The sequence below is a fragment of the Pseudomonas sp. GW821-FHT11D10 genome (assembly GCF_058808435.1).
The window spans coordinates 424,179-439,779 of the sequence record NZ_JBXARR010000004.1 but is presented as its reverse complement, the minus strand read 5'-3'; the positions used below and the strand labels follow the sequence as shown (position 1 = coordinate 439,779).

Below are 15,601 nucleotides of genomic sequence, written 5' to 3'. Positions count from 1 at the left end.
TGGCCACGCAAGGAGTAGCCCGTGGAAGCAAGGTTTGGTGTTGCCCTCGTCTCGCGTTTTTCCCCTCTGTCCCTTGCTGTGCATCTGAGTGTCGCCGGGCTGCTGTTCGGTGGTGTCAGCGAGCAGGCGTTCGCCACCTGTTCGGCGGCGGGCTCCACTATTACCTGTTCGGGCGTTCCGACCCTGCCGCTGTTTCTCAATGACTACAGCAGCGCCACCAGCGGCCTGACGGTCAACGTCACCAACGGCGCGCAGATGAACGCGACGCTGGGCGGCAAGGTCATCAACCTGACCGGGGCCAACATCAACCTGAACAACTCCGGCACCCTCGACCCGGCCCTGCTCGGCCTGGTGTCGATCCTCAGTGGCGGCGCGTTCATCGGCACCGGCGCAACCAGCACGGTGAGCATCGTCAACAACACCACCGGGCTCATTCGCGGCACCGGCATGTTGCTCGGCCTCAACCTGACCAGCATCGACGGGCTGGGGATTGCCGTGAACAACTCGGTGTCGGGCACCACGACCATCACCAACGACGGCACGATTACCTCGACCGGGCTGTCGGTCGGCGGGATCACCCTGGCCGATACGCCAGTGGTCGGGGTGTATGGCGGTTCGCAAGTCAACATGACTAACAGCGCCACCGGTACGATCAACGGCCGGGTCGCGTTCGAGACGTCGGTGGCGGGCAACACCTTCACCAACGCCGGTAACATCACCGGCGGCGTGTCGATGGGGGCGGGCAGTACCAACACCTTTTACGCGATCACCGGTTCCAGCGTTAACGTCGGTGACGGCGTGCAAGTCTCCGTCGGCCTCGGTGGCCTGATCGGCATCAACCTGACCTTCGCTCCGACCGGGACGATCGATGGCGGCGCGGCCGGTACCAACACGCTGATCCTGCAAAACCCGATCGGCCTCGGCGGCGGCACCACCGGGACCGGCACCGCGTCCAGCGCAACCTACGTCAACTTCAACAATCTGACCCTCAACAGCGGCACCTGGACCTTGCAGGGGCCATTGGTTAGCGGTGCGACCACCCTCAATGGCGGTGTCGCGCAGTTCAATGACAACGCGGCGTTCGGCAGCGGTGTGCTGACGTCCAACGGCGGGATTCTCCAGGCCAGCAATGCCGGTTTGACGCTGTCCAACCAGATCAACCTGGGCGGGACTGGCCTGACTCTGCAGGGCATCAACGGCATGACCCTGAACGGGGTGATCTCCGGCACGGGCGGCCTGACCAAGATCGGCAGCGGCCAGATCAACCTCAACGGTATCAACACCTACTCCGGCAACACCGTGCTCAACGGCGGTGTGGTGCTGGTGGGCAACAATCAGGCGTTCAGCACCGGCGGCATCACCGTTGGCGGCTCTTCGAGCATCTCGGCGACGGCGCCGATTTCGCTGGCTAACGCGATCACGCTCAACAGCACCCTGACCGCAACCGGCACCGGTGCGCTGACCCTGGGCGGGGTGATCAGCGGCGCCGCCAACCTGACCAAAACCGGCAGCGGCAGCCTGACCCTCAACGGCATCAACACCTACACCGGGATCACCAGCCTCAGCGCCGGGACCTTGCGCGTCGGCAACAACAACGCCCTGGGCACCGGTGTCCTCAACACCAGCAACGGCACCAGTCTCGACAGCACCGGCAACGTGACCCTGGCCAACAACGTCGGCATCACCGGTGCGTTGAACGTGCTCGGCAGCAATGCCCTGACCCTGGCCGGCATCGTGTCCGGCACCGGCGCGATCACCAAAAGCGGCAGCGCCAGCCTGACCCTGACCGGCAACAACACCAACAGCGGCACCACCGCGCTCAACGGCGGCAGCCTGTTCGTCGGCAGCAACACCGCCCTCGGCACGGGCGCCTTGAACGCGGCGGCCGGCACCACGCTGGATGCGACGACCGCCGTGACCCTGGCCAACGCGGTGGCACTGGCTGGCGGGTTGACCATCGGCGGCACCCAGACGCTGGGTCTGAGCGGTGTCATCAGCGGCGCCGGCAACCTGATCAAGGGCGGCACCGCGAACCTGACCCTCAGCGGCAACAACACTTTCTCCGGCGGCACCGCGCTGAATAACGGAACGCTGATCGTCGGCTCCAACACCGCGCTCGGCACCGGCGCACTGACCACGGCGGCGGGTACCACCCTCGACGCCAGCACCACCGTGGCGCTGGGCAACGCGGTCGCCCTCGGCGGCAACCTGAATATCGCCGGCAACGCCAACCTGACCCTCGGTGGCGTGGTCAGCGGCAGCGGCGGGCTGACCAAGAACGGCGCGGCCAACCTGATTCTCAACGGCGCCAACACCTTCAGCGGCGGCACCACCCTCAACGCCGGGACCCTGACCGTCGGCAACGCCGCCGCACTGGGCAGCGGTGATCTGACCGTCGCCGGCGCCGCGACCCTCGACAGCAACACCTCGGTCATTCTGAACAACAACGTGGCCCTCAACGGCAACCTGACCCTCGGCGGCAGCAACGGCATGATCCTGGGCGGCGTGCTCAGCGGCGCCAGTCAACTGATCAAGAACGGCACTGCCAACCTGACCCTCAACGGCGCCAACACCTTCACCGGCGGCACAGCGCTCAACGCCGGCAGCCTGACCGTCGGCAACGGCGCGGCACTCGGCACCGGCACGCTGACCGTGGGCGGGGCGGGCGCAACGCTCAACAGCAGCGCCGATGTGACCCTGAACAACGCGATTGCCCTTAACGCCAACCTGACTGCCGGCGGCGCCAACCCGCTGACCCTCGGCGGCGTCATCAGTGGCGGCAGCAACCTGATCAAGACCGGTGCTTCGACCCTGACCCTGACCGGCAACAACACCTACACCGGTTCTACGTCGCTGAACGCCGGGACACTGGTCGTCGGCTCCGACACCGCCCTCGGTACCGGCATTCTCAACGCCGGCAATAACACCACGCTGGACGCCAGCACCGCGACGAGTCTGGCGAATAACGTCAACCTCGGTGGCAACGTGACCATCGGCGGCAGCAATGCGCTGACCCTCGCGGGCGTGGTCTCCGGGGTCGGTGGCCTGACCAAAAGCGGCCCGGCCGACCTGATTCTCAACGGCGCCAACACCTACTTCGGCAACACCGCCCTCAACGTCGGCAAGCTGATTGTCGGCAGCAACACCGCGATCGGCAGCGGTGCATTGAACGCAGCGGCGGGCACCACGCTGGACACCAACACCGCCGTCACCCTGGGCAATCAGGTCAACCTGGCAGGTGCGATGAACATCGGCGGCAGCGCCGATCTGACCCTCACCGGTACCGTCGCCGGTGCCGGCAGCCTGGTGAAAAACGGTGCGGCCAATCTGAATCTGAATGGCACCAACACTTACGCCGGCGGCACCACCTTGAACGCCGGCACAGTGACAGCCGGCAACAGTTCGGCGCTCGGCACGGGTGCCTTGACCGTCGGCGGTGCGGCAACGCTCGACAGCAGTTCACCGCTGGTCAGCCTGGCGAACGCGGTCGTGCTGAATGCGGCGCTGAGCGTCGGCGGTACCCAGGACCTGACCCTCGGCGGTGTGATCAGCGGCGCAGGCCAGTTGATCAAGAACGGCGCGGCCAACCTGACCGTCAACGGCACCAACACCTTCAGCGGCGGCAGCACGCTCAACGCGGGAACGCTGACCCTGGGCTCGGCCGCTGCGCTGGGCAGTGGCGGCCTGACTGTCGGCGGCGCTTCGACGCTGGACACCAGCACCGGCATGAGCGTTGGCAACAACATCACTCTCAACGCCGGCCTGACCCTGGCCGGCAATAACACCCTGAACCTCAGCGGCGTGATCGATGGTGCCGGCAGTCTGACCAAGGACGGCTTTGGCGACCTGACGCTCAGCGGCAACAACACCTTCACCGGCGCGCTGAACATCGCCTCCGGCAGCGTCACCACGGTGAGCAGCGGGGCGCTGGGCAACACCTCCGGCGCCAACATCAGCGCCGGTGCCAATCTCTTTCTCAACAGCAGCAACAGCCTCAACGGGCTGAGCGGCAGCGGCAGCGTGCAGGTCGCCGGCGGCAACACCTTGACCGTGGGCGGCGTGAGCAGCACCAGCACCTTCGACGGCGACCTCGGTGGCAGCGGCACCCTGACCAAAGTCGGTACCGGGACGCTGAACCTCACCGGTATCAACGGCATCACCGGCAACACCAACGTCAACGGCGGTACGCTGAACCTCACCGGTTCGCTGGCCAGTTCCCAGCTCAACGTCAACAACGGTGCGACCCTCACGGGTACCGGTTCGGCGCTTGGCTTCATCACCGTCAACAGCGGCGGTCATCTGGCGTTGTCTTCGGGCAATACTTTGTCCACCTCGTCGCTGATTCTCACCGCCAACAGTAATGTCGACGCGAGCCTCGCCACGCCATCGACCACATCGCTGATGGACATCGGCGGCAATCTGACCCTCGACGGTAACCTCAACGTCACCGATGCCGGCGGCTTTGGCGTAGGTGTCTATCGCTTGTTCAACTACATCGGCGCGCTGACCGACAATGGCCTGACCGTGGCCGGTGTGCCGGTGGGTTACGGCCTCGGCGACATACTCGTGCAGACCTTGGGCAATCAGATCAACCTGGTGGTGTCGGCGCCGAACACCAACCTGCGTTTCTGGGATGGTAGCCAGACGATCCCGAACGGCACAGTGGACGGCGGCACCGGCACATGGACTGCCGGCGGCACCAACTGGACCAATTCCAACGGCACGCTGAACCAGACCTGGGCCGGCGACTTCGCGGTGTTCCAGGGCACGGCCGGCACGGTGTCGGTCAACGGCACGCAACTGTTCACCGGGATGCAGTTCCTCACCGATGGCTACAACGTGGTCAACGGTACGTCGGGGCTGTTGACTGCAGTCAACGGCAGCGGCGGCACCACGGCAATGCGGGTTGATCCGGGCGTGACCGCCACGGTCGGTGTGAACATCGACGGCAGCGGCATCATCAACAAACTCGACGCGGGCACCTTGGTGCTCAACGGCGCCAACAGCTACACCGGCGGTACGCAACTGGACGGCGGCACATTGGTCGTCGGCAGCAACACCGCGCTGGGCAGCGGCGCGCTGATCGCCAATGCCGGCACGCAACTCGACAGCAACACCGCCGTGACCCTGGCCAACGCCGCCACGCTGAACGGCAACCTCACTGTGCTCGGTAGCAATGCGCTGACCCTCAACGGTGTCATTTCCGGCACTGGCGGCTTGATCAAAAACGGCTCGGCCAGCCTGACCCTCGGCGGCAACAACGCCTTCCTCGGGCCGGTGGCACTGAACGCGGGCGGTCTGATTCTGGCGTCGAACAGCGCGCTGGGCTCGGCCACGCTGAACGCGGCGAATGGCACCACTCTGGATGCCAGCGGCGCTTTCACGGCGGGTAACGCGATCAACCTGGCGGGTAACCTTGGCATCGTCGGCAGCAACGATCTGACACTCAGCGGGGCCATCAACGGCGCCGGCAGCCTGACCAAGAACGGCGCGGCCAACCTGATCCTCAGCGGTGCCAACAACTTCCTCGGCGGCATTACCCTCAATGCCGGCACCCTGACCGCCGGCAGCAACGGCGCCCTTGGTCTGGGCAACCTGACCGTGGCCGGTGCCTCGGCGCTGGACAGCAACACCTCGGTCTCGCTGGGCAACAACGTGGTGCTCAACGCCAACCTGACCAACACCGGCAACAGCGACGTGGCCCTCAGCGGCGTGGTCAGCGGCACCGGCGGATTGATCAAGAACGGCGCTTCCAACCTGACCCTCAACGGTATCAACACCTACAGCGGCGGCACCACGCTGAACGCCGGCACCGTGACCCTCGGCACCTCGGCGGGCCTGGGCTCCGGCGCAGTGACCGTGGCGGGTGCGTCGACTCTCGACACCACGGCGCCGCTGGTGCTGGCCAACAACCTCAACGTCAATGCCAACCTGAGCGTGGCCGGCAACAACAACCTGACCCTTGGCGGCGTGATCGCCGGGGCTGGCACCCTGACCAAGAACGGTCTGGCCGACCTGACGCTGTCCGGCAACAACACCTTCAGCGGCACCTTCGATGTGCAATCCGGCAGCCTGACCACCCTGGGCAACTCGGCACTGGGCAGCAATGCCGGGGTCAATCTCGGCGCCGCGGCGACCCTCAACCTCGGCGGCTCCGGCAGCCTCGCCAGCCTGACCGGCAGCGGCACCGCACTGATCGGCGGCGGCAACACGCTGAGCATCGGCGGCAACAACGCCAGCAGCATTTTCGATGGTGTGCTCACCGGCACCGGCGAGTTGAGCAAACTCGGCACCGGTACGCTGACCCTGACCGGCCTCAACAGCCTGACCGGCAACACCACTATCAACGCTGGTACGTTGAACGTCAGTGGTTCGCTGGACAGCGCCAGTGTGCTGGTCAACAGCGGCGGCACCCTGACCGGCGTCGGCTCGCTCGGCGGGGCGGTGACCGTGGCGGATGGCGGTCATCTGGCCGGCGCTACCGGCAGCACGCTGTCGGTGAACTCGCTGGTGTTCAACGCCAACTCCAACTTCGATGTCGGCCTCGGTACACCGGTTTCCGGTGGCGGCAACCCGCTGGTCAATGTCGGCGGCAACCTGACCCTGGACGGCACGCTCAACGTCAGCGACATCGGTGGTTTTGGCAGCGGCGTGTACCGGCTGATCAACTACACCGGCGGTCTGACCGACAACGGCATGCTGATCGGTACCGTGCCGGGCAGCGTCACCCCGGGCGACCTGACCCTGCAAACCTCGCTGGCCAACCAGGTCAACCTGCTGGTCACCGCACCGGGCGTCAATGTGCAGTTCTGGGACGGCAACCAGACGGTTGCCAATGGTTCGGTGGACGGTGGCTCCGGTAGCTGGGTGTTCGGCAGTACGAACTGGACCAATGTCGACGGTACCGTCAATCAGACGTGGGGCAGCAATAATTTTGCCGTATTCCAGGGGGCGGGCGGCACCGTATCGATCAACGGTGCGCAATTGGTAACGGGCATGCAGTTCGCCAGCACCGGCATGTATACCCTGACTCAGGGTATACATGGCTTGCTGTACCTGGTTAATGGCTCCCTGGGCAATGCGTCGATTCGAGTGGACCCGGGTTCCGAAGCGTCGATCAGTATCTATGTCGGCGGCAACGCCACCCTTGGCAAATACGACGCCGGCACTTTGATACTCAGTGGCCCCAACGGCTACACCGGCGGCACCGCGCTCAATGGCGGCAAAATCGTGGTCGGCAACAACTCGGCCCTCGGCACCGGTGTGTTGACCGCCGCCAACGGCACGGCGCTGGACAGCAACACGGCGATCAGTCTGGCCAACGATGTGGTGCTCAACGGCGGACTCACCGTCGCCGGCTCCAACGCGTTGACCCTCGGCGGCGTGGTCAGCGGCAGCGGCAGTCTGATCAAGACCGGCGCATCGAGCCTGACCCTCAACGGCAGCAACACCTACAGCGGCGGTACTCAACTGTCCGGCGGCTCGCTGATCCTGGGCAACAACAGCGCGATCAGCAGCGGCGCCCTCAGCGTGCTGGGTAACGGCACCCTCGACAGCACCTCTACGCTGCAACTGGCCAACGCCATCAACCTGGGTGCGCAACTGACCCTGGCCGGTAACCAGAACACCACGCTGATCGGTGCGATCACCGGCAGCGGCAGCCTGGTGAAAAACGGCAGTGGCGATCTCGTCCTCAGCGGTGCCAACACCTACAGTGGCGGCACCACGTTGAACGGTGGCAGCACCCGCGGCGACACCAGCAGCCTGCAAGGCGCCATCGCCAACAACGCGACGCTGACCTTCGAGCAGAACAGCGACGGCAGCTACACCGGCAACCTGACGGGCGTCGGCACTCTGAACAAAACCGGCACCGGCGCCTTGCTGCTGACCGGCAACAACACCTTCACCGGCAACACCGCGGTGCAGGCCGGTTCGCTGAACGTCAACGGTGCGCTCAACAGTGCCAGCGTCAACGTTGCCAGCGGGGCGAAAATCGGCGGCAGCGGCGTGTTTGCAGGCGCCGTGCAACTGGCCAACGGTGCGACTTTGACCGGCGGCGGCGCTGCAACGCCGTTGTCAGTCGGTTCGCTGGCGTTGTCTTCGGGCACCAACCTGGACTTCTCCCTCGGCTCGGCCGCCAGCTCCACAACCGTGGTCAACGTCGCCGGCAACCTGACCCTCGACGGCACGCTGAACATCAGCAACGCTGGCGGTTTCGGCACCGGGGTCTATCAACTGTTCACCTACGGCGGCAGCCTGACCGACAACGGTCTGGTCTACGGCAGCCTGCCGGTGCCGGTGGCCAACCTGACCCTGCAGACCGCACTGGCCAATCAGATCAACCTGCTGGTGCAGAACGCGCCGAATGAAGTGCAGTTCTGGAACGGCGGCAAAACCAATCCGGACGGCAGCATCGGTGGTGGCAGCGGCGTGTGGGGGCCGGGCACCAACTGGACCGATCCGACCGGCACTCAGGCGCAGGCTTCCAGCGGTCAGTTCGCCGTATTCGGCGGACAGGCCGGCACGGTCACCGTGCAAGGCAATCAGAACTTCACCGGGTTGCAGTTCCTCACCGGCGGTTACAGTCTGGTTCCGGGCGCCGGCGGCACGCTGACGCCGGTCAACGGGCCTGGGGGCAGTCTTGCTCCGGTGCGGGTCAATGCCGGGGCGAGCGCGGAAATTTCCGTACCGCTGATTGGCAGCGGCGGGATCGAGAAGCTGGATTCCGGCACCCTGATCCTCAGTGGCGCCAATACTTACAGCGGAGGAACCACGGTCAGCGGCGGTACGTTGATCGGCAACACCACCAGCCTGCAGGGCAACATCCTCAACAACGCATCGCTGGTGTTCCAGCAAAACGCCAACGGTCAGTTCAACGGGACACTCAGCGGTCTCGGGGCATTGGCCAAACGTGGCACCGGGACGTTGTTGTTGACCGGTAATCATCCGTTCAGCGGCACAGTGTCGGTGGACCAGGGCGTGCTGCAGATCGGCAGTCCAGCGGCGAGGGCTTCGCTGGCCGGGCAGGTGACCGTAGCCAATGGCGCAGGCTTGAGCGGTAATGGCAGCGTCGGTTCGGTGGTCAACCACGGGGTGGTTTCTTCCGGTGCCGAGGCCGGTACGCTGAGCGTGACCGGTAACCTGACCAACGCCGCCGACGGTCTGCTGGCCCTGACCGTCAGTTCGCCAACGGCGACACCGCTGACCATCGGTGGCACGGCGACCCTTGGTGGTGGCCTGCTGGTCAACAGCCTTGCGCCATTTACCGGTAACGCCGTGTATTCGTTGATCACCGCTGGCGGCGGGGTGACTGGTACCTTCAGCGCCGCTGATCTGCCGCAATACGCGTTCCTGAATACGACGCTGGCATACGATGCCAACGCGGTGAATCTGGTCGTCAGCCGCAACGGCAATTCGTTCGTCGACGTTGCCGCCACCGGCAACCAGGGCAACACCGCTTCGGCGTTGATGCGCAATGGCGCAGCCGGTGCGGTGTTGCAGAACGAAATCGTCAACCTCAGCGTGGCGGGTGCACGTAACGCCTTCGACAGTCTGTCGGGTGAAATCCATGCCAGCACCGCCAGCGCAATCCTCGAGGATTCGCGCTACGTGCGGGACGCGGTCAACGATCGCATGCGCCAGCCGTCGTGCAGCGCACCGGACGATCCACGTCGTGCTCTGGCCCCGAGCGACAACCAACTGAGCAGCAACGGCTGCCACGGCGAAATGGTCGGTTGGGCCCGCGCACTCGGCGCCTGGGGCGAGTCGGACGGCGACAGCAACAGTGCGAAACTGGATCGCAACCTGAGCGGCTTCATGCTCGGCACCGACAAGCAGCTCGACGATCAATGGCGCGTCGGCATGGCCGCCGGCTACACCCGCAGCGATCTGGATGCTCACGATCGTCGCTCGGATGCCACGGTCGAGAGCTACCACCTGGCGGCGTACCTCAACTCGCAATTCGATGCTTTGGCGGTGCGCCTCGGCGCGGCATACAGCTGGCACGACATCGAGACCAAGCGCGACGTCAGCGTCGGTGCCTACAACGATCGGTTGAAGGCCAATTACGACGCCCGCAGCGCCCAGGTATTCGGTGAAGTCGGCTATGCCATCGAAGCGGCCGGGATTGCTCTGGAACCGTTCGCCGGCCTGGCGTACGTCAACTACGACAGCGACAAGGCCAAGGAGAAAGGCGGAGTAGGGCGCCTGCGCGCGGAGTCGGATCAGGACATCACCTTCTCGACCCTGGGCGTGCGCGCCGGCAAGGTCATCACTCTGGCCAACGGCGGGCAGTTCACCCCGCGCGCGGCCCTCGGCTGGCGACATGCCTTCGGCGACACCAAACCCGACGCCGACCTGACCTTCATCGACGGCGGCGCCTCGTTCAACACCCAGGGCGTGCCGATTGCCAAGGACAGCGCGGTGGTCGAAGCAGGCGTGGACTTCCAGATCAGCCCGACCGGCAAACTCGGCATCGGCTATTCGGGGCAGCTGTCGAACGAGAGCAACGACCACGCGATGACCATCAGCTTCAGTCTTGGGTTCTGATTCAGGAGCGAAGCACTTCAGCCGCCCGCAAGGGCGGTTTTTTTTTGCCCGTCGACCCCTCTGCTAAAATCCCTCCCACTGCCTCCCGGAGACTGCCCCATGACCGAGCCCATCCGTCTGACCCAATACAGCCACGGCGCCGGTTGTGGCTGCAAGATTTCGCCCAAGGTGCTGGAGGTGATTCTGGCCGGCAGCGGGGCGCAGAACCTTGATCCGAAACTGTGGGTCGGCAACGCGTCGCGCGATGATGCGGCGGTGTATGAAATCGATGCCGAGCGCGGGGTGGTCTCGACCACGGACTTCTTCATGCCGATCGTCGACGATCCGTTCGACTTCGGCCGCATCGCCGCCACCAATGCCATCAGCGACATCTACGCCATGGGCGGCGATCCGCTGATGGCGATTGCGATCCTCGGCTGGCCGGTCAATGTGCTGGCGCCGGAAGTCGCGCGCGAGGTGATTCGTGGCGGACGTGCGGTGTGCGATGCGGCGGGGATTCCGTTGGCCGGCGGGCATTCGATCGATGCGCCGGAACCGATCTTCGGTCTGGCCGTCACGGGGCTGGTGGAAAAACGCTTCATGAAACGCAACGACACCGCCACCGCCGGTTGCCTGCTGTATCTGACCAAACCGTTGGGCATCGGCATCCTCACCACCGCCGAGAAGAAGGGCAAGCTGCGCCCCGACGACATCGGTGTGGCCCGGGACTGGATGTGTACGCTGAACAAGCCCGGCAGCCGTTTCGGCAAACTTGCGGGGGTCACCGCGATGACCGATGTCACTGGCTTCGGCCTGCTCGGGCATCTGGTGGAAATGGCCGACGGCAGTCACCTGACGGCGCGCATTTTTTATGAGCGGGTGCCGCGACTGGCGAGCGTCGAGTATTACCTCGAACAGGGCTGTGTGCCGGGCGGCACCCTGCGCAATTTCGACAGCTATTCGAGCCGCGTCGGGCGGGTGCAGGAATTGCACAAGCGAGTGTTGTGCGATCCGCAGACCAGCGGCGGTCTGCTGGTGGCCGTGACCCCCGAAGGCAATGCCGAATTCCTCGCCGTCGCTGCCGAACTGGGCCTGACACTGGAACCTATCGGCGAACTGCTGGAGCGAAAGAGTACCGCCGTCGAGGTGAATTGATGGCCGTTGACTTCACGGACTATCGCGACATCTTCCTCAACGACCGGCCGCTGATGGACGCCCGTGCGCCGGTCGAATTTCACAAGGGCGCGTTTCCCGGCGCGCTCAATCTGCCGCTGATGAACGACATCGAGCGCCAGCGAGTCGGCACTTGCTACAAGCATCACGGGCAGCAGGCGGCCCTTGAGCTGGGCCATCAATTGGTGTCCGGCACGGTGAAGGCTGAACGCCTCCAGGCCTGGGCGGCGTTTGCCCGGGCGCATCCCGAGGGGTTTCTGTATTGCTTTCGTGGCGGCCTGCGTTCGCAGATCGTCCAGCAGTGGCTGAAGTCGGAAGCCGGCATCGACTATCCGCGTATCGGTGGTGGCTACAAGGCGCTGCGGGGCTTTCTGATCGACACTCTCGAGTCGGCCCAGGCCGAGTGTGATTTCGTGTTGCTGGGCGGCATGACCGGCACCGGCAAGACCGAGGTGCTGGTGCAACTGCGCCACAGCGTGGATCTGGAAGGTCATGCCAATCATCGGGGCTCCAGTTTCGGCAAGCGAGCCACCGGTCAGCCGTCGAACATCGATTTCGAAAACCGGCTGGCCATCGACTTCCTGAAAAAACGTGCCGCCGGCATCGATCAGTTTGTGCTGGAGGATGAGAGCCGGGTGGTGGGCAGCTGTGCGCTGCCGCTGTCGCTGTATCAGGGCATGCAGCAATACCCGATGGTCTGGCTGGAAGATCGTTTCGAACAGCGCGTCGAGCGGATCCTGCGCGATTACGTGGTGGATTTGTCCGCCGAGTTTCAGGCGGTGCATGGGGAGGAGGGGTTCGGGCGGTTTTCCGAGCGGTTGCTGGATAGCCTCGACAACGTGCACAAGCGCCTGGGTGGCGAGCGCCATCGACGGATGCGGGTGTTGATGGAAGAGGCGCTGGCGGAGCAGGGCCGCAGCGGAGCGGTGGATTTGCACCGCGCATGGATCGAGGGTTTGCTGCGCGAATACTACGACCCGATGTATGTATTTCAGCGCGAGAAGAAGGGGGGGCGGATCGAGTTTGCCGGGGAGCGGCAGGCTGTTATCGAGTACTTGCGTCAACGCGACAAACCCAAGGCCTGACGGGGCCCGAGCGGGCCCCGGGCAAGCTCAGGTCGGACAGCTTTCCTGGCCGTTATCCAGTCCCTGTTTGTAGCTGTGGCTCTGCAGGCTGGCCTTGCCGTTGTGCCAGGTCAGGGTCAGCACATACAGCGAGTCGTAATCGCTGGATTCCCAATCCTCGGTGATCTTCTGCTTCTCGCCGACAGCCTTGCCCGCGACCTTGTTGATCAGTTCCGGCAGGTAGCCGTGGGACCAGGCGGTGTAGATGGTCGAGTTGTGGTACTTGTCTTCGATCAGCTCGCGGGCCAGATCGCTGGTGTCATTGGCCGAGAACTCGATGTTCACCGGCAGGCCGAGCTTGATCGCGGCGGGGCTGATGGTCATCAGCGGGCGGATGTAGCTGTAGGAGTTGTCCAGTTCGCCTTCCTCGACATTGCGCGTCGGGTTGGCGGCGAACACATAGTCGGCCTTGCCGAATTTTTCCGGCAGCAGGGTCGACAGGTCGATGGCCCGGTTCAGGCCCTGGCAGTTGAGCTGACCGAGACCTCCGGCCGGTTTCTCCGCGTGGCGCAGGAACACCAGGGTCTGGGTGCCATCCACCGGTTGCGCACGGCTTTCACTGGATTCCAGCGACAGGAACAGCGCGCTGACCGCCAGCAGGGTGGGCAGGGCCACATACGCGCGATGTTTGAAGCGTTTGGCGACTTTCATCAAGTTCGTCATGGGATAAGGATTCTTCAGTCTGTTCGGTTAAGGCTGACAAACCTCTGCACCGGGGCTCGCGCGCCGGATGTTTTCCCTGTCATCAATGGCTTGCTTGGAGCCCCCTGAGGCCCGTTTGGTTCGATCCGGCTACGTGCGCCGCACTTTACCGTTCAGCCTGTGCGATTGAAGGGAAGGTTAACCACAGGATGTTGCGGATTTAAGTAAGCCTGCGGAGAGAGGCGTAAAGAACCCGAGCCAGAGCGCTGATCGTGGATTATGCTCAGGCCTTTCATTTTGTGACTGGATGCTACACATGACTGATCTGTCCGCGTTCCCGATCACCCAGAAATGGCCGGCGCAGTACCCTGACTGGATTCAGCTCTATTCCCTGCCGACCCCCAACGGCGTCAAGGTCTCGATCATGCTCGAAGAGATCGGCCTGCCGTACGAGCCGCACCGCGTGGGTTTCGACACCAATGACCAGATGTCCCCGGAGTTCCTGTCGCTGAACCCGAACAACAAGATTCCAGCGATCCTCGACCCCCACGGCCCCGAGGACAAACCGCTGCCGTTGTTCGAGTCCGGCGCGATCCTGATCTACCTCGCCGACAAGAGCGGCCAGTTGCTGGCCCAGGAAGGCGCGCTGCGCTACGAAACCATTCAGTGGCTGATGTTCCAGATGGGCGGTATCGGCCCGATGTTCGGCCAGCTCGGTTTCTTCAACAAATTCGCCGGCAAGGACTACGAAGACAAGCGTCCCCGTGACCGCTACGTTGACGAAAGCAAACGCCTGCTCAGCGTCCTGAACACCCGCCTGGAAGGGCGCGACTGGATCATGGGCGAGCGCTACACCATCGCCGACATCGCCACGTTCCCGTGGGTGCGCAACCTGATCGGCTTCTACGAAGCCGGCGATCTGGTCGGCATCAACAACTTCCCGAACGTCACCCGGGTGCTGGAGCGCTTCCTGGCGCGGCCGGCGGTTGTGCGCGGCCTGACCATCCCTTCCTGACCCTGTTGCAGCCGGGTGCGCAGATTATTGCGTGCCCGGTAATGCACTGTTGATTGATCCAGGTTTGTACCCCGTCCCCCGCAAGGCATAAGCTTCGCCCCCTACGACTTTCGTCTCATTCGCTGTTTTCAGGAAAGGCCCCATGTCCAGTCAGTTCCCCGAAGCACGTCCACGCCGTCTGCGCCGCAATGCGAGCCTGCGCAGCCTGTTCCAGGAAACCGAGTTTTCCCTCAACGATCTGGTGTTGCCGATCTTCGTCGAAGAAGAGATCGACGACTTCGTGCCGATCAAGAGCATGCCCGGCGTGATGCGCATTCCGGAGCGCAAGCTGGCCGGCGAGATCGAGCGTTACGCCCGGGCCGGGATCAAGTCGGTGATGACGTTTGGCGTGTCCCATCACCTGGATGCCAGCGGCAGCGACACCTGGCGCGAAAACGGTCTGGTGTCGCGCATGTCGCGGATCGCCAAGGATGCCGTGCCGGAAATGATCGTGATGTCCGACACCTGCTTCTGCGAGTACACCGACCACGGCCATTGCGGCGTGATGCACAACCATGAAGTCGACAACGACCAGACCCTGATCAACCTTGGCAAGCAAGCGGTGGCGGCAGCGCGTGCCGGTGCCGACGTGATCGCGCCGTCGGCAGCGATGGACGGCCAGGTGCGGGCGATTCGCCGGGCGCTGGACGATGCCGGCTTCACGCAGATTCCGATCATGGCCTACTCGACCAAATTCGCCTCGGCGCTCTACGGCCCGTTCCGCGAGGCCGGTGGCAGCGCGCTGAAGGGCGATCGCAAAAGCTATCAGATGAACCCGATGAACCGCCGCGAAGCCCTGCGCGAATCGTTGCTCGACGAGCAGGAAGGCGCCGATGCGCTGATGGTCAAACCGGCCGGTGCGTACCTGGACATCATCCGCGACATCCGCGAAGCCACGACCCTGCCGCTGGCGGCGTATCAGGTCAGCGGTGAGTACGCAATGATCAAGTTCGGCGCCCAGGCCGGGGCCATCGACGAAGATCGCGTGGTGCGCGAAAGCCTCGGTGCGATCAAGCGCGCGGGTGCGGATCTGATCTTCACCTACTTTGCGATGGACCTGGCCCTGGCCGGGATCTGATCC

The 15,601-nt window shown here is 64.3% G+C and carries 6 protein-coding genes; 5 read left to right on the top strand and 1 reads right to left on the bottom strand.

Annotated elements, in window-relative coordinates:
- Positions 1–21: 21 nt before the first annotated feature.
- From AC1RT4_RS15670 to mnmH, 3 genes are all read left to right on the top strand, one after another.
- Positions 22–10,548: an autotransporter-associated beta strand repeat-containing protein gene (locus AC1RT4_RS15670; RefSeq protein WP_493086141.1), complete on the top strand. Its 10,527-nt coding sequence runs from the start codon at positions 22–24 to the stop codon at positions 10,546–10,548.
- Between the two features lie 99 nt (positions 10,549–10,647).
- Positions 10,648–11,682, top strand: a complete 1,035-nt coding sequence (gene selD, locus AC1RT4_RS15665; RefSeq protein ID WP_493086139.1) for a selenide, water dikinase SelD — start codon at positions 10,648–10,650, stop codon at positions 11,680–11,682.
- The gene (gene mnmH / locus AC1RT4_RS15660; RefSeq protein WP_493086137.1) at positions 11,682–12,785 is read left to right on the top strand and encodes a tRNA 2-selenouridine(34) synthase MnmH; all 1,104 of its coding nucleotides are present in this window, start codon (positions 11,682–11,684) and stop codon (positions 12,783–12,785) included. Before selD ends, mnmH begins: the two co-directional genes overlap by 1 nt.
- Positions 12,786–12,812: 27 nt before the next feature.
- On the opposite strand, the gene AC1RT4_RS15655 is transcribed toward mnmH, so the two are convergent.
- Entirely contained in the window at positions 12,813–13,487 is a 675-nt protein-coding gene (locus AC1RT4_RS15655) for a hypothetical protein (RefSeq protein ID WP_007958986.1), read from the bottom strand.
- Positions 13,488–13,782: 295 nt separating this feature from the next.
- Here AC1RT4_RS15655 and AC1RT4_RS15650 point away from each other — a divergent pair, with 295 nt between their 5' ends.
- On the top strand, positions 13,783–14,481 hold the full coding sequence (locus AC1RT4_RS15650) for a glutathione S-transferase family protein (RefSeq protein ID WP_007958984.1): 699 nt from the start codon (positions 13,783–13,785) through the stop codon (positions 14,479–14,481).
- Positions 14,482–14,623: 142 nt separating this feature from the next.
- Positions 14,624–15,598 (top strand): porphobilinogen synthase, encoded by a 975-nt coding sequence (gene hemB / locus AC1RT4_RS15645; RefSeq protein ID WP_493086135.1) that lies wholly within the window; start codon positions 14,624–14,626, stop codon positions 15,596–15,598.
- Positions 15,599–15,601: the final 3 nt, after the last annotated feature.